General features: G+C 68.9%; 13 protein-coding genes. 5 read left to right on the top strand and 8 right to left on the bottom strand.

Annotation, left to right across the window (positions count from 1 at the left end):
- On the top strand, positions 1 to 202 hold a 202-nt coding region (locus tag ABFX51_RS07360; RefSeq protein ID WP_346052974.1), incomplete at its 5' end, for an integrase core domain-containing protein.
- Here ABFX51_RS07360 and ABFX51_RS07355 read toward each other — a convergent pair.
- The 6 genes from ABFX51_RS07355 to secA2 all read right to left on the bottom strand — a co-directional run bounded on the left by ABFX51_RS07355 (position 199) and on the right by secA2 (position 7496).
- Positions 199 to 735, bottom strand: coding sequence for a methylated-DNA--[protein]-cysteine S-methyltransferase (locus tag ABFX51_RS07355; RefSeq protein ID WP_091517231.1), 537 nt, complete (start codon positions 733 to 735; stop codon positions 199 to 201). The genes ABFX51_RS07360 and ABFX51_RS07355 overlap by 4 nt on opposite strands.
- A 127-nt stretch (positions 736 to 862) precedes the next feature.
- Positions 863 to 1654, bottom strand: a complete 792-nt coding sequence (locus ABFX51_RS07350; RefSeq protein WP_091517230.1) for an SDR family NAD(P)-dependent oxidoreductase — start codon at positions 1652 to 1654, stop codon at positions 863 to 865.
- Between the two features lie 542 nt (positions 1655 to 2196).
- Positions 2197 to 3003, bottom strand: coding sequence for an SDR family NAD(P)-dependent oxidoreductase (locus tag ABFX51_RS07345; protein WP_091517229.1), 807 nt, complete (start codon positions 3001 to 3003; stop codon positions 2197 to 2199).
- 4 nt (positions 3004 to 3007) lie between these two features.
- Positions 3008 to 3286 carry an aldo/keto reductase gene (locus ABFX51_RS39605; protein WP_428832447.1) on the bottom strand — a complete coding sequence of 93 codons (279 nt, stop codon included), beginning with the start codon at positions 3284 to 3286 and terminating at the stop codon, positions 3008 to 3010.
- A 111-nt stretch (positions 3287 to 3397) separates the two neighbouring features.
- Positions 3398 to 5119: an NAD+ synthase gene (locus tag ABFX51_RS07340; RefSeq protein ID WP_346052971.1), complete on the bottom strand. Its 1722-nt coding sequence runs from the start codon at positions 5117 to 5119 to the stop codon at positions 3398 to 3400.
- Between the two features lie 55 nt (positions 5120 to 5174).
- On the bottom strand, positions 5175 to 7496 hold the full coding sequence (gene secA2, locus ABFX51_RS07335) for an accessory Sec system translocase SecA2 (RefSeq protein ID WP_346052969.1): 2322 nt from the start codon (positions 7494 to 7496) through the stop codon (positions 5175 to 5177).
- 154 nt (positions 7497 to 7650) lie between these two features.
- On the opposite strand from secA2, the gene ABFX51_RS07330 reads away from it, so the two are divergent.
- The gene (locus ABFX51_RS07330) at positions 7651 to 9192 is read left to right on the top strand and encodes an alpha/beta hydrolase (protein WP_346052976.1); all 1542 of its coding nucleotides are present in this window, start codon (positions 7651 to 7653) and stop codon (positions 9190 to 9192) included.
- A gap of 21 nt (positions 9193 to 9213) precedes the next feature.
- Positions 9214 to 10791, top strand: a complete 1578-nt coding sequence (locus tag ABFX51_RS07325; protein ID WP_346052967.1) for an alpha/beta hydrolase — start codon at positions 9214 to 9216, stop codon at positions 10789 to 10791.
- On the opposite strand, the gene ABFX51_RS07320 is transcribed toward ABFX51_RS07325, so the two are convergent.
- On the bottom strand, positions 10788 to 11477 hold the full coding sequence (locus ABFX51_RS07320) for an LppX_LprAFG lipoprotein (protein WP_346052965.1): 690 nt from the start codon (positions 11475 to 11477) through the stop codon (positions 10788 to 10790). The genes ABFX51_RS07325 and ABFX51_RS07320 overlap by 4 nt on opposite strands.
- A 22-nt stretch (positions 11478 to 11499) precedes the next feature.
- Positions 11500 to 12453: a GlxA family transcriptional regulator gene (locus ABFX51_RS07315; protein WP_346052963.1), complete on the bottom strand. Its 954-nt coding sequence runs from the start codon at positions 12451 to 12453 to the stop codon at positions 11500 to 11502.
- Between ABFX51_RS07315 and ABFX51_RS07310 the strand changes: the two genes are divergently transcribed.
- Positions 12452 to 13804 (top strand): MFS transporter, encoded by a 1353-nt coding sequence (locus ABFX51_RS07310; RefSeq protein ID WP_428832448.1) that lies wholly within the window; start codon positions 12452 to 12454, stop codon positions 13802 to 13804. The two genes, ABFX51_RS07315 and ABFX51_RS07310, sit on opposite strands and share 2 nt — an antisense overlap.
- Before the next feature lie 9 nt (positions 13805 to 13813).
- Entirely contained in the window at positions 13814 to 15157 is a 1344-nt protein-coding gene (glnA, locus tag ABFX51_RS07305) for a type I glutamate--ammonia ligase (RefSeq protein WP_091517223.1), read from the top strand.
- Positions 15158 to 15479 lie beyond the last annotated feature (322 nt).

The following is a 15479-nucleotide window of genomic DNA, read 5'->3' as shown; positions in this document are numbered from 1 at the left end:
GCAAACCAACGGCAAGATCGAACGGTTCCACCGCACCCTGGCCGAGGGCTGGGCCTACGCCCGCTTCTACCCATCCGAAACATTGCGCCGGACCGCGCTACCAGGCTGGCTGCACTTCTACAATCACCACCGACCCCACAGCGCCATCGGAGGCAAACCACCGATCACCCGGCTGACCAACCTCTCTGGACATCACATCTAGAAGAGCGTGGGTTGCTCGCTGAGGGCCCCTTCGATCACGAGCATCTTCAGCTTCGTGTCGACGCCGCCGGGGGCGGAGAAGCCGCCCATCCCGCCCCCGGCGGCCAGCACGCGATGGCACGGCACGACGATGGGGAAGGGATTGCGCCCGAGAGCCTGCCCCACCGCTTGCGCCGAACCGGGCAACCCCAGCTGGTGGGCCACGTCGCCGTAGGTCAGCGTCTTGCCGGGCGGGATGGTCCGCGCGAGCTCGTAGACCCGGCGGTGGAACTCGGGCACGCCGGTGTAATCGAGCCTGACCGCGGCCAGGTCGCGCGGCTCACCCCGCAGTAGTGCGACGATTTCCGCGATCGCCAGCTGGATCTCCCCGGGCGGCTCGGTCTCGACGGCGTCGGGAACGGAAGCCTGCAGCCGGGCAAGTGTCCGCGCGGCGTTCCCCTCAGGGAGGCGTACGCCCACTACCCCGTGCTCACCCCAGGCTATGCCGCAGTGTCCGAGCACGGTCTCGAACACGGCGATGCCCTGCGCAGTCATAACGCATGGATCCTCCCCGACGAGCCGTCAGAAGGGAAGCGATTTGCGCCTGCTCGCACTCGCGAGGTCGAGCACGAGCAGGCGCTGCGCCACCCGGATGCCCCGAGTGGCAATGTCCTGAGCGCGTTCACCAGAGGGTCCATCCCCCGTCCACCACGATCTCGGCGCCTGTGACGAAACTCGCTTCGTCCGACAGCAGGAACTTCACTGCGTTCGCGACTTCCTCGGGGCGGCCGAACCGGCCCATCGGGGTGGCTTCTTCGAAGGGGCGCACCCGCGCCCTGTCTGCGTAAGCTTCCTTCCCGACGTGGATCATGCCAGGGGAGACGGTGTTGACCCGGACACCGAGTTTGGCCCCGGCCACGCCGAGTTCCCTGGAGAGCGCTCGGACCGCTCCCTTGGAGGCGGCGTAAGCCACCCCCCGCACGGGGCCGTCCGGTGTTTGCTCGGGTATGCGGTCGCCGTAGTAGCGGTTGTTGAGAGCGACTATCCCGTACACCGAGGCGATGTTGACGATCGCCCCGGCTCCGCGTGCCGCCATGCGCTCCATGGCGGCGAAGGAGAGGAAGGCGGCGGCCTCGACGTTGAGGGCGAAATTCTGCCGCCACTTCGCGAGGTTCTGTGCGAACAACGGGGCCAGATATGTGTCTCCGGCGTTGTTCACCAGAGCTCCCAAAGGGGAGGACGCGTCATCGATGGCCCGGAGTATCCCGTCCCTGCCCTCTTCGGTCGTGACGTCTGCCGGAATCGCGAGCGCCGTGCCGCCCAGTTCGCGGATGCGTTCTTCGGTCTCCTTGAGAGGCGCCTCGCGACGGCCGACCAGAAGGCAGGCGTACCCCTCCCGCGCCAATCGCAACGACGTCGCCTGCCCTATACCGGTTCCCGCCCCGGTGATGACGGCCATAGCGCTTTCGCTCATCAACGTTCCCTTGCGTATTCCACGTGCTAAGTCGGTGTTGGTGCGACCGCGGGTTCGGGCAATGAGTCACTCGTGCAGGTTTGAACTCTTGCGTTCAGGTTGTTGGGTGCTCGTTGGTGCGCGGCCGGGTCCGCAGAAAGAGCGATGTCGCACTATGCGGGAAGTGCATTCGCCGCTAGGTTCTCGTGTTGTTGTGGTTGCGCGTCGTGTTTCGCAGGAATTCCGACCTAATCCTGTCGCAGAGGATGTCAAGTCGTCATTTTGGTACTTTGGCCTGCAAACGCAACCGGATTGAACTTGCAGCTTAGGTGGTTGCCATTCACCGCTGAGCGGTCGCCGAACTACCGCGTAGGTGATACTGAAGGGGGAGTATAGCACGACTGTCGCTGCCCGTGAAGTGATCCGGGTAATCCCTGTTTGGCGTCACTGGTACGTGGGCGAGCTGATCGGCCAGCTCACCCACGAGGGGTGTCCCCTCTGGCCCGCACGTGCTTTCCAAGCCGGAAACGGCTGCTTGCCGAGAGACGATGCATGACTGGGGATCACCAGATGGACCAGCCCCCGTCGACTACCAGCTCCGTGCCTGTGATAAAAGAACTGTCGTCGGAGGCGAGGAATTCTACTGCGGCCGCGACGTCCTCCGGGCGTCCGAGCCGGTGTAGCGGTGTCCATTCTTGGAACCGTTCGGTCCTTTCCGGTGAGATAGTTCGCTCTGGAACACAGATCATTCCGGGGCACACCGTGTTCACGCGGACGTTCCACTTCCCGGCAGGTATTGCCAGATCGCGCGTCAGGGCTGCGACTGCTCCTTTTGATGCATGGTACGCCGGTGCGCGGTACGGTCCTTTGTCGCCTTCTGGCGGGAAACTGTCCTGGTCATAAAAACGGTTGTTCATACCCAAGTTTCCATAAACGGAGCCGATGTTCACGATCGACCCACCGCCTGAATATCGCATCCTGTCGATCGCCCAGGCGGTGAGTAATGAAATTGCCGTCACGTTCGTGGATAGTTCGGCTTCCCACGTCTGCGCGTCCTGGCCGAACAACGGCATTTTGCTCGATCGTGCGGCGCAGTTGACCAGCAATTTCAACTCGTTGCCCTGACTGTCCGCCAGTGCTGTTAGTGCTTTCCTGCCCGTCTCGGTCGATACATCACACTGCAGTGTGACGACTTTGTTGCTGGCAGCGCTGGCTGTTCGTTCAAGGTCTTCATCGTCAAGACCGGCAATCACGCAGTGCCAGCCCCGGTCGGTGAGCCGGTTGGTGATCACTCTGCCGATTCCATGGCCTCCACCGGTGATAACTGCCATTTTTGCGGTAAGATCATTCGAAGCGTGCTCGTTTGGCATCTTTTCACCTAAACGCTTTCTCTGTCGAGGAGTCACGCCACGGTATTTCTCGCATATGTGTTGCGCGACAGTTGCGCGTTCGAATTGGCCCTTGGCTCCGAGGGGTAGAAGCCGCGCCGTCCTGGTACTCGTTCGCGGTATCGAAAAGATTCACGCCCAGCTCGTACGCACGGCGGGTGACCTGTACCGCGCCGGCGGTGTTGTGGCTGTTGTGGGTTTGCCAGGTGCCCAGTGACAGTTCGGAGATCTTGAGACCGCACTCGCCCAGACGTCGATACCGCACAGAACTCTCCTTCGTCGGCTCCGGCCCACCAGCTTTCCCGCTGGTGCGCGGCCTCAGTAGGAGGTGCTTTTCGGTGGCGCCCGGCCGTCCGCCGGGCGCCCCGTCAAACCCTCAGCGCTGGTCGCCCTCTCGCCAGCCGTTCGTGATGGGGAGGCGGCGGTCGCGGCCGAAGGCCTTGAACGTGATCTTCGTGCCGACCGGGTACTGGCGGCGCTTGTACTCCGCCCGGTCGACCATCCGGATCACGCGGTCGATCGTCTCCGCGTCGAAGCCCGCCGCGAGCAGGTCCGCGTAGCCGCGGTCGCCCTCGACGTAGTCGTCCAGGATGTCGTCCAGCAGCGGGTAGTCCGGCAGCGAGTCGGTGTCCAGCTGGCCGGGGCGCAGCTCCGCCGACGGCGGCTTCGTGATCGAGTTCTCCGGGATCGGCGGCACCTCACCGCGCTTCTCGGCTTCCGCGTTCCGCCAGCGCGCCAGCTCCCACACGTGCGTCTTGAACACGTCCTTGATCGGCGCGAACCCGCCGACCGCGTCCCCGTAGATGGTCGAGTAGCCGACGGCCAGCTCCGTCTTGTTCCCCGTGGCGAGCACGAGGTGACCGTCCTGGTTGGACAGTGCCATGAGCAACATCCCGCGCACCCGCGCCTGGATGTTCTCCTCCGCCAGACCGGTGAGGTTCAGCTGGTCGACGTAGACCCGCACCATGTCCTCGACCGACTCGGTCCGGAAGTGGCAGCCGAGCCGCCGCGCCAACTCGGCCGCGTCTTCGCGAGAATGCGAAGAGGAGTACGCCGACGGCATCGACACGCCGTACACCGCGTCCGGCCCCAGCGCGTCCACCGCCAGCGCGGCCGTGAGCGCCGAGTCGATGCCACCCGAGAACCCGAACGTCACCGACCGGAACCCGTTCTTCTGCACGTAGTCCCGCAACCCGACGACGAGCGCCGACCACACCTCGGCCTCGTCCGACAGCGGTTCCGAAACCGGCGCGGGAACCGGCTCGTACGCCGGCACCGGCTCCGACGACAGCACCCGCCGTCGCACTTCCAGCCCCTCGAACGAGCCCTCCGACGAGTGCCCGCCCGCGGGCAGGTCGAGGTCGACCACCAGCAGGTGCTCGACGAACTGCGGCGCCCGCGCCAGCAACGCACCGTCAGCGCCGACGACGATCGAGTCCCCGTCGAAGACCAGGTCGTCCTGCCCGCCGACGAGATTCGTGTAGACCAGGGGCGCGCGAGCCTCCGCGGCGCGCCGGGCGACCAGCGGCAGCCGGATGTCGTCCTTGGACCGCTCGTACGGCGACGCGTTCGGCGCCACCACGAGGTCCACCCCGGCCTCGCCCAGCGCGGTCACCGGGCCGCCCTCCTGCCAGATGTCCTCGCAGATCACCATGCCGATGTCGAGCCCGTGCAGCCGCACGACGTCCAGCGTCTGCCCCGGCTTGAAGTACCGGTGCTCGTCGAACACCCCGTAGTTCGGCAGGTGGTGCTTGAACTGCCGGCCCACCACTTCGCCGCCGTACAGCGCGACGGCCGCGTCCCGCGGGCCCACCTCGTCGTTGTCGAGGTAGCCGGCGTACACGAGCAGCCCGCCGCAACCGGCCTCGTCGAGCCGCCGCGCCAGGTCGTCGACCGCCTGGCAGGACGCCTGCGCGAACGTCTTGCGCAGGGTCAGGTCCTCGACCGGGTAGCCGGTCAGGGACATCTCGGGGAACACCACGACGTGTGCTCCCGCTTCGGCGGCCTTCTTCGCCCAGTCGACGTGGAGCTGCGCGTTGCCCGCGAGATCCCCGACCGTCGCGTTGATCTGGGCGAGCGCGATCCTCAGTTGCGGCATGAGGTCATTCTCGCCCAGACCACCGCTGCTCACAGCGGAATGTGCGCGAGCGAACCTACTTCCGCTTGATCAGGCTGCGCACCTGCTTCAGCGTCTGCTCGAAGTCCGAGTCGAACGGGCTGTCGTGCACGAGGTACGTCCACGTCGAACTCGGCCGCCGCACGCCCGCCGCGCCCAGGTCGATCCCGTCGTCGCCGACCTCGGCCTCCTCGAACGTCTTCAGCGAGCGCTCCTCGATCGTCGGGACGATCTTGTGGAACTCCGGGATCGCGAGCCGGTGGAACTCGTCCAGCGGCGTCTCCCGCGCGATGGCGCGTAGGTGGATGCTCTCCCGCACGTCGCTGAGGTACGCCAGGTGGTCCGACCACAGCTCGTCGAGGTGGAACAGCATGATCTCCCGGCACACCTGCACCAGCGCGTCGGAGTCCAGCTTCTCCGCCAGCTCCTCGTACCGCTTCGGCGCGGCCTCCTTGAGCTTCTCGGCGGCCAGCTCGGTGCGCAGCAGCTCGTCGCGGTGCTTGAGCAGCTCCGCCCGCTGGTGCTCGATCAGCCGCGTGTAGCGCCAGGTGTTGCGGTGGATCTCCAGGTGCACGCCCTCGGCGACCCGCTGCGCGTGGTTGATCTGCCGCTGCGCCGCCGGGTCGGTGATCCGGCCCGTCTCCTCGTCCGCGGCGATGCCCTCGGGCACGTCGGGCGCGTTCGACAGCACCAGCTCGTCGTTCAGCGACGCGAAGAACACCGCGCTGCCCGGGTCGCCCTGCCGCCCCGACCGGCCACGCAGCTGCCCGTCGAGCCGGCTCGACGGGTACCGCGCGGTGCCGATGACGTGCAGCCCGCCCAGCTCCGCGACCCGCTCGCGGTCCTTGCCGTCGGCGCCGCCGAGGCGGATGTCGGTGCCGCGGCCCGCCATCTGCGTGGACACCGTGACCGCGCCGTACTTGCCCGCTTCCGCGATGATCGCCGCTTCCTCGGCGTCGTTGCGCGCGTTGAGCACGACGCACGGCAGCCCGGCCTTCTCCAGTTTCTCGGCGAGTTCCTCGGACTCCGCGACGTCCTGGGTGCCGACCAGGATGGGCCGCCCCGTCTCGTGCACCTCCCGGATCTCGGCCTCGATCGCCCGCAGCTTCTGCGAGGGCGACGCGTAGATGCGGTCCGGCTCGTCGGTGCGGATGTTCGGCTTGTTCGGCGGGATGACCGCCACCTCGAGCTTGTAGAACTCACGCAGCTGCTCGGCGACGGCGACCGCGGTGCCGGTCATGCCCGCCACCTGCGGGTACCGCGCCATCAGCGCCTGCACGGTGATGGAGTCGAGGATCTCGCCGCGGTCGGTCGCCGCGACCTGCTCCTTGGCCTCGACGGCGGCCTGCAGCCCGTCCGGCCACCGCTGCAGCTCGGCGACGCGGCCGCGGGAGGCGTTGATCAGCTGGACCTTGCCGTCGCGCACCAGGTAGTCCACGTCCCGCGTCAGCAGCGCGTGCGCGTGCAGCGCGACGTTCACCGCGGCCAGCCTGTCCGCCCCGGACTCGTCGTAGAGGTCGATCCCGCCCAGGGCCTTCTCGACGACGGACGCGCCCGCGGCCGTCAGCCACGCGTTGCGGCCGTCGCTGTCCGTCTCGTAGTGCAGGCCCAGCCGCAGCCGCCGCACCACGTTCGCCACCTCGACGTCCGCCGTCGCGTGGTCCACCGAGCCCGCCATCACCAGCGGGACGCGGGCCTCGTCGACGAGCACCGAGTCGGCCTCGTCGACGATCGCGACCTCCGGCTCCGGCTGCACGAGGTCCTCCACGCGCGTGACCAGCCGGTCGCGCAGCACGTCGAAGCCGATCTCGCTGACCGCGCCGTAGGTGACCTCCCGCGCATACGCCTCACGCCGCTCGTCGCGGGTCAGCGTCGGGTCGACCCACGACACCGACACGCCCAGCAGGTCGTAGACCGGCTTCATCCACTCCGCGTCACGGCGGGCGAGGTAGTCGTTGACGGTGGTGACGTGCACGCGCTTGCCCTGCAGCGCGTACCCGGCCGCGGCGAGCGCGCCGGCCAGCGTCTTGCCCTCACCGGTCTCCATCTGCACGACGTGCCCGGTCAGCAGCCCCATGGTGCCCAGCAGCTGCACGTCGAACGCGCGCTCGTCGAGCGCGCGTTTCGCCGCCTCGCGGCCCAGCGCGCAGATCTCGACGAGCTGGGTGTCCCCGAACTCCGCCTCCAGCCGCAGCTTGCCCGCCCGCTCCGTCAGCTCGGTGTCACTGAGTTCCCCGAGTTCGGCCTCGAGGTCACCGATCGCGGGCAGCAACGCCTCGTACCTGGTCAGCTCGGCGCTGCCAGGGCGTTCGATGAGCCTGCGCAACCGCTTGCCCATCCGGGTGATCAGTGCTGGCACCCCTGGTCTCCTGTCTCTCTCAGTCCGACCCACCAACGAGGTGGTGGTGGTCCGGTGTTCCCCGCCAGGATGGCACGATCGGCGCGTGTCCCTCCTACAGCGAGCCCGGTCGCGAACCGCGCGAGTAGCCGTCCTCCTCGGTGCCTGCCTGCTGCTGCCGCTCACCGCCTGCACCTCCGAGCAGACCGGCACGCGGCAACCGCAGGACCAGACCGAGCAGCGGGGTCCGGCCGGTCCGGTCCCCGCTGGTCTGGACCGGTTCTACGCGCAGCCCCTGACCTGGGGCGACTGTGTACGTTACGCGACTTCGGACGATGCGAAATCCGTCTTTGGTCAGAAAGATCTGGAGTGCGCGCGGCTGACCGTGCCGCTGGACTACGCGAACCCGCAGGGGGACACGATCACCCTGGGTGTCCTGCGTCACAAGGCGACGGGTGAACGGGCGGGGGCTCTCGTCATCAACCCGGGTGGCCCCGGCGCTTCCGGCATGCTCGCCGCGGCCGGCCTGGCCACCCAGAGCAGTGAGGTCAGCACCCGGTTCGACCTGATCGGCTTCGACCCGCGCGGGATCGGCGCGAGCGAGCCCGAGGTGACCTGCCTGACCGATCAGGAGCGCGACGCCCGGCGCAGCGAGGACCTCGACACGGACGGCTCGCCCGCCGGGGTCGCGAAGCAGGAGGCGGAGGCGAAGGACTTCGCCGCCAAGTGCGCGCAGCGCACCGAGCACGGCACCGCGATGCTCGCCAACATCGGCACCCGCGACGTCGCGAGGGACATGGACGTGCTGCGTTCGGCGCTGGGTGAGCAGAAGCTGACCTACCTCGGCTACTCCTACGGCACGCGCATCGGCTACACCTACGCGGAGGCCTTCCCCGGCAACGTCCGCGCGATGGTGCTCGACGGCGCGCTCGACCCCAACCAGGACGAGATGGAGTCGCTCGTCGCGCAGGGTGCGGGCTTCGGCGTGGCGTTCAACCAGTTCGCCGCGTGGTGCGCCGCCCGGCAGGACTGCGCGCTGGGGAAGAACGCGGCCGGTGCGACGAAGGCGTTCCAGGACCTCGTGCGCCCCTTGATCGACAACCCGGTCCGGCTCTCCGACGGCCGTGAGCTGACCTTCGACGACGCGACGCTCGGCGCGATCCAGGCGTTGTACTCCCAGCAGCTGTGGGAACCGCTCAACACCGGGCTCAACGAGCTGCGGACCGGCCGCGGCACCACGCTGATGGCGCTCGCCGACCAGTACAACGAGCGCGATGCGAGCGGCCACTACAGCAACACGCAGGACGCCTTCACCGCCATCCGCTGCGTCGACGACCCGCGTGTCACGAACAAGGCCGAGATCCTCGACGCCGAGAACCGCTACGACCAGGTCGCCCCGTTCCTCGACGACGGCAAGCCGAACGGCGCCGCGCTCGACGCGTGCGCGTTCTGGCCGGTGCCCAACACGTCGCAGCCGCACGAGCCGGAGGTCGCCGGTGTCCCGCCGGTGCTGGTCATCTCGACGACCAACGATCCGGCCACCCCGTACGAAGCGGGCGTGAACCTCGCGAAAGCGATGAAGGGCGCACTGCTGACGTTCGAGGGCACGCAGCACACCGTGTTCCTGCAAGGGAATTCGTGCGTCGACCAGGCGGGCACCGACTACCTGCTCAACGGGACGCTCCCGGCGGAGGGGAAGCGCTGCGCGGCGCAGTGACCGGCTGGCACGATGGGGGAGATGCCTTTCCGTCACTGTCGGCTGCCGGCCGTGCTCGGTCTGCTCGGGGTCGCGCTGCTCGCGTGCACTCCCGTGCAGGCGCCGCCCCGGCCCCAGCCGTCCCCGGTGTCCGACGTCCACGCACTCGACAGGTTCTACGAGCAAGCGCTTTCCTGGGGTGACTGCCGGTCGTACGCCACGGGGGAGCAGAGCGCTGCCGCCTTCGCCACACCGGGTGTGGAGTGCGCGCGCCTGACGGTGCCGCTGGACTACGCGAAGCCGGAGGGCGAAACGATCACGGTGGGCGTGCTGCGGCACAAGGCGGCCGACCCGGCGGACCGCATCGGCTCGCTCGTGGTCAACCCCGGCGGACCGGGCGGTTCGGGCATGGAGGCCGCCGCGCGCCTGGTGCCGACGGTGAAGGGCGAGGCGATCGGGCTGCGGTTCGACCTCGTCGGCTTCGACCCGCGCGGGGTGGGTGCCAGCGAGCCGCGCGTGCGCTGCCTCACCGACGCCGAACGGGATGCGGAACGCCAGCGGCACCCCGGCGACGGCACATCCCCGGAATCGGCGGCGGCCTGGACGGCGGAGGCGCGGGACTTCGCCGCGAAGTGCGTGCAGCGCACCGAACACGGCGCGGAGATGCTCGCGAACGTCGGCACGCGCGACGTCGTGAAGGACCTCGACGTCCTGCGTGCCGCGCTCGGCGAGGAGAAGCTGAGCTACCTCGGCTACTCCTACGGCACGCAGATCGGCTACAGCTACGCGGAGGCGTTCCCCTCACGGGTGCGGGCCATGGTGCTCGACGGTGCCATCGATCCCACCGAGGACGAGCCGCACTCGCTGCTCTCGCAGGGCCAGGGCTTCACGCGCGCCTTCGGCCTCTTCGCCGCCGAGTGCGCGAAGCACGCCGGCTGCGCGACGGGTCAGAACCCGGCGCAGGCGGTGGAGACGTTCGAGAACCTCACCCGCCCGCTCCTCACCACGCCCGCCGCCGCGGGTGGCGGGCGGAAGCTGTCGTACGACGACGCGATGACCGGCGTCGTGGAGGCCATGTATTCGCAACAGTCCTGGCCGAACCTGAACGCCGCGCTGAACCTCCTCCGCGCGGGGGACGGCTCGCTGCTGCTTCAACTCGCCGATAGCTACTACGAGCGCGGCCAGGACGGGAAGTACTCGTCGCTGCAGGACTCCTATTACGCGGTGCGGTGCGTCGACAACCCGCGAGTTGCCGACCCGGCCGAGATCACCGGGATCCACCGGCAACTGCTCGACGCCGCGCCGTTCCTCGACGGCGGCCGCCCGGACGAGGGCGAACCGGACATCTGCGCGGCTTGGCCCGTGCCCAGCACCTCGCAGCCGCACCGCCCGTTCCTGCCGGGAGTGCCGGCGCCGCTGGTGATCTCGACGGTGAACGACCCCGTGACGTCGTACCAGTCAGGCGTCAACCTCGCGGCGGAGATGCGGGGCGGTCTGCTCACCTACGAAGGTGCGCAGCACACCGCGTTCCTGCACGGCAACCAGTGCGTGGACGTCAACGGCCTGGCGTACCTCGTCGACGGCACCCTGCCGCCGGACGGGACGCGCTGCCCCGCCTAACGCGACGGAGTGGTGCTGGGCGGGCTGTTGACCCCCGAAAGGCCGAGTTCGAGCATCACGGCCCCCTCGTTCGGCTGGCGCGGCGGCACCTGCATCCACACCCGGACGAGGGTGCGGGGCTCACTCCGGGTGACCCAGAACTTCACGTCCACATCCGACTGGATCTGCGGGAGGACGCTCGACACGACGTCCTTGGCCAGCTCCCCCGTCACGCGGTACGTCTCGACGCCCTTGACGTCTTCCTTCGTCTCCGTCTTGAGCCCGGTGGCGCTGGTCAGCAGCCTCGGCAGCCCCTGCGACAGCAGTCCGGCCGGCGCGTACTCGGCGGGCACCGGCTCCCGGGTCTGCTGCCCGCGCTGGTCGGTGAGCACCAGCTCGTCGCCGTCGATCTCGTAACGCAGCTCGAACCGGTTGGTGGTCTCCTGCATGTCGGCCTGGCCGATCGCCGAGCCGTGCGGCCCGCCGTCCCGGCTCGCCCAGCCCTTCACCTCGCGGATGTCGAGGCCGGGGATGCTGCCGCTGACCCCGAGGTCGAACTGGATGCTGGTGATCTGGCCCATCGTGGCCGCCGCGGCGCTGACGAGCCCGGGGCCGTCGGGCAGCGGTCCGCTCGTGTCGGGCGAACCGGCGCAGCCGCAGGCGAGGGCCAGGACAAGCACGAGGACACTCGCAGTGCGGCGGAGCATGCGACAACCGTAGCGGTGCCGGTCAGGAGCGGGAGAAGGTGCGCCGGTAGGCCAGCGGCGAGACCCCGATGGCGGCGTTGAGGTGCTGGCGCAGGGACGCGGCCGTGCCGAGCCCGGATTCCGCGGCCACCCGGTCGACGGGCAGGTTCGTCGTCTCCAGCAGGTGGCGTGCGTGCAGGACCCGCTGCTGGTTCAGCCACGCCCGCGCCGACAGCCCCGTTTCGGCGCGGAAGCGCCTGCTGAAGGTGCGCACGCTCATCCGCGCGTGCCGCGCCAGGTCCTCGAGCCCGAGCGGTTCGGCGAGCCGTTCGAGCGCCCACGCCCTGGTCGCCGCTGTGCTGCCGTCGTCGGGCTCGGGCAGTGGCCGGTCGATGAACTGCGACTGTCCGCCGTCCCGCCACGGCGGCACCACGCAGTACCGGGCCGCCTGGTTCGCGACGGCGCTGCCGTGGTCGGACCGGATCACGTGCAGGCACAGGTCGACGCCCGCGGCGAGCCCGGCCGAGGTGAGCACGTCGCCGTCGTCGACGAACAGCACGTTCTCGTCCAGTTCCACCCGCGGGTACAGCTGCCGGAACCGCTCGGCGTGCGCCCAGTGCGTCGTGGCCCGCCTGCCGTCGAGGATCCCTGCGGCGGCCAGGACGAACGCGCCGGTGCAGATGGACATGACTCGCGCGTGGGCCGGGATGCGCGCGAGCGCGGCGGCGAGCTCGGGCGGCAGCGTGCCGTCCTGCCTCGGCCCGGCCACCCGCGTCCCGGGGACGATCACGGTGTCGGCCTCGGCGAGCACCTCCGGCCCGTGTGCCAGCTGGGCGGAGTAGCCGTAGCTCACCCGGATCGGCCGGTCGTCGATCCCGCACAGGCGCACGTCGTAGAGCGGTTTCCCGTCCTGCTCGGCGCTGGCGAACACCTGGGGCGGGATGTTGAGGTCGTAACCGATGACCTCGGAGACGGCCAGGACGACGACGCGGTGCATGGCCGAATTTTTGCACATATTGGCGCTTCGGCCACTCGTCCGGCGCGGCAAGATCACCGATGCTGATCGGGTGACCACGAAAACCCGCTTCCACCGCGCCTGGCTGGTGGCCTTCGCGGCCTTCGTCGCCCTCGTCGGCGCGGCCGGTTTCCGCGCAGCCCCGAGCGTGCTCATCGATCCACTGCACGACGAGTTCGGCTGGTCGCGCGGCACCATCTCGGCCGCGGTCAGCGTCAACCTGATCCTGTACGGGCTGATCTCGCCGTTCGCCGCCGCGCTCATGGAGCGGTTCGGCATGCGCCGCGTCGTGGTCGGCGCGCTGGTCCTCGTCGCGGCGGGCAGCGGGCTCACCGTGTTCATGAACGCCAGCTGGCAGCTGCTGCTGTGCTGGGGCGTGCTGGTCGGCACGGGCACGGGCTCGATGGCGCTCGCGTTCGTGGCCACCGTCACGAGCCGCTGGTTCGTCCGGCACCGCGGCCTGGTCAGCGGCGTGCTGACGGCGGCGGGGGCGGCGGGTCAGCTCGTGTTCCTGCCGCTGATCGCGGCGCTCGCGGAGGGCTCCGGCTGGCGCTCGGCGTCGCTGGTCGTGGCGTTCGCGGCACTCGCCGTCGTGCCGCTGGTGCTCGTGTTCCTGCACGACCACCCCAGCGACGTCCGGACCACCGCCTACGGGGCGGCCGAGGCGGAGGAGAAGCCCGCACCGACGCACGGCACGGCCCGGCGGGCGCTGACGGTGCTGCGTGACGCCGCGAAGACGCGCGTGTTCTGGCTGCTGGCAGGCGGGTTCGCGATCTGCGGGGCGTCCACCAACGGCCTGGTGGGCACGCACTTCGTCCCCGCCGCGCACGACCACGGCATGCCGGTGACCACCGCGGCCTCGCTGCTCGCGCTCGTCGGCATCTTCGACGTGGCGGGCACGATCGCGTCGGGCTGGTTCACCGACCGCGTCGACCCGCGCTGGCTGCTCGGCGGGTACTACTTCCTGCGCGGCGCCTCGCTCCTGCTGCTGCCGCACCTGTTCGCGCCCACCACCGAACCGCCGATGTGGGCGTTCATCATCTTCTACGGCCTGGACTGGGTGGCGACCGTGCCGCCGACGGTCGCGCAGTGCCGTGACCGGTTCGGCATGACCGGTCCCATCGTCTTCGGCTGGGTGTTCGCCTCGCACCAGATCGGCGCGTCGATCGCCGCCGTGGGTGCCGGCGTCATCCACGACCAGTCCGGCAGCTACGACCTCGCCTGGTACGTGGCGGGCGGTTTGTGCGGGCTCGCGGCGCTGCTGTCGGTGTCCGTTCCCACGCTCGGGGTACGGGGAGAACCACGAAACATGGCGTTAACACAGCGCCCGTAGGGTGCGGCCATGGATCGCCAGCAGGAGTTCGTGCTGCGCACGCTGGAGGAACGGGACATCCGGTTCGTCCGTCTGTGGTTCACCGATGTCCTCGGGTTCCTCAAGTCGGTGGCCGTCGCCCCCGCGGAGCTCGAGGGTGCCTTCACCGACGGGATCGGATTCGACGGATCGGCCATCGAGGGCTTCGCGCGCGTCTACGAATCGGACATGATCGCCAAGCCCGACCCGTCCACCTTCCAGGTCCTGCCCTGGGAGACCGAGGAGGGCGGCCACTATTCGGCGCGCATGTTCTGCGACATCGCGATGCCCGACGGCTCCCCGTCCTGGGCCGATCCGCGGCACGTCCTGCGACGGCAGCTGTCGAAGGCGGGGGAGGCCGGGTTCACCTGCTACGTGCACCCGGAGATCGAGTTCTTCCTGCTGTCGAGCCTGCCCGACGACGGCACCGAGCCCGAGCCCGCGGACAACGGCGGGTACTTCGACCAGGCCAGCCACGCCACGGCCACGCACTTCCGCCGGCACGCCATCGAGACGCTCGAAGCGATGGGCATCTCGGTCGAGTTCTCCCACCACGAGGGTGCGCCGGGTCAGCAGGAGATCGACCTGCGGTACGCCGATGCGCTGACGATGGCCGACAACGTGATGACGTTCCGCTACGTCATCAAGGAGGTCGCGATCACCCAGGGTGTGCGCGCGACGTTCATGCCGAAGCCGTTCACCAACCAGCCGGGTTCGGGCATGCACACGCACGTGTCGTTGTTCGAGGGCGATCGCAACGCCTTCCACAACCCCGAGGACCCGTTCGAGTTGTCGGAGACGGGCAAGGCGTTCGTCGCTGGCCTGCTCTACCACGCGCGCGAGATCTCGGCCGTGACCAACCAGTGGGTGAACTCGTACAAGCGCCTGATCAGTGGTGGTGAGGCGCCGACGACGGTCTCCTGGGGCCGGGCGAACCGGTCGGCCCTGGTCCGCGTGCCGAACTACTCGCCGGGCAAGGCGTCTTCGCGCCGCGTGGAGATCCGGACGATCGACTCCGCCTGCAACCCGTACCTCGCGTACTCCGTCGTGCTGGCCGCCGGGTTGAAGGGGATCGAGAAGGGCTACGAGCTGCCGCCGCCGGCCGAGGACAACATCTGGTCGCTCACCGAGGCCGAGCGCAAGGCCGCGGGTTACGAGCAGTTGCCGCAGAACCTCGGCGAGGCGCTCGCGGAGATGGAGCGTTCCGAGCTGCTGCCCGAAGCGCTGGGCGAGCACGTCTACGACTTCTTCCTCCGCAACAAGCGCGTCGAGTGGGACAACTACCGCAGCGCGGTGACGCCGTATGAGCTGAGGACCCTGCTCCCTGTGCTCTGACCTGCGGAAACGGGGTTAACGGACCCCCCTGTTTCAGGGGGGTTTCAGGGCGTGTAATCTTCTCTTCGTCGCCAGGGAGACCGGGCGGACGGGGCCGAAAGCCCCGGCCACCGGAGACCAGGGTCGGGCGGTTGACACCGCGATCCGAACCAGGTAATGTACTGCGGCGGCCCCGAGGTGGAGCCGCTTCCAACCACTACGAATCAGTAGTGGTAGAAGCAGCCCTTCATCGGGGAAACACAAAGCTTGAATTGCAGATTCAACTGCGTGTTGTTTGAGAACTCAACAGTGTGCTAGTGAACTAAGCCAGTAGAGCTTTATG

The organism is Amycolatopsis dongchuanensis, from assembly GCF_039542405.1.
GTDB lineage: Bacteria > Actinomycetota > Actinomycetes > Mycobacteriales > Pseudonocardiaceae > Amycolatopsis_E > Amycolatopsis_E sacchari.
Note: the sequence above shows the minus strand (reverse complement) of the source record. Positions and strands in the feature narration are given on the sequence as shown.

Excerpts from the sequence above, each read along its gene's own strand:
- ABFX51_RS07320 (WP_346052965.1), bottom strand. The coding sequence starts at position 11,477 with ATGCTCCGCCGCACTGCGAGTGTCCTCGTGCTTGTCCTGGCCCTCGCC.
- ABFX51_RS07315 (WP_346052963.1), bottom strand. The coding sequence starts at position 12,453 with ATGCACCGCGTCGTCGTCCTGGCCGTCTCCGAGGTCATCGGTTACGAC.
- ABFX51_RS07340 (WP_346052971.1), bottom strand. The coding sequence starts at position 5,119 with ATGCCGCAACTGAGGATCGCGCTCGCCCAGATCAACGCGACGGTCGGG.
- glnA (WP_091517223.1), top strand. The coding sequence starts at position 13,814 with ATGGATCGCCAGCAGGAGTTCGTGCTGCGCACGCTGGAGGAACGGGAC.
- ABFX51_RS07310 (WP_428832448.1), top strand. The coding sequence starts at position 12,452 with ATGGCCGAATTTTTGCACATATTGGCGCTTCGGCCACTCGTCCGGCGC.
- ABFX51_RS07355 (WP_091517231.1), bottom strand. The coding sequence starts at position 735 with ATGACTGCGCAGGGCATCGCCGTGTTCGAGACCGTGCTCGGACACTGC.
- ABFX51_RS07345 (WP_091517229.1), bottom strand. The coding sequence starts at position 3,003 with ATGCCAAACGAGCACGCTTCGAATGATCTTACCGCAAAAATGGCAGTT.
- ABFX51_RS07350 (WP_091517230.1), bottom strand. The coding sequence starts at position 1,654 with ATGAGCGAAAGCGCTATGGCCGTCATCACCGGGGCGGGAACCGGTATA.
- ABFX51_RS07325 (WP_346052967.1), top strand. The coding sequence starts at position 9,214 with ATGCCTTTCCGTCACTGTCGGCTGCCGGCCGTGCTCGGTCTGCTCGGG.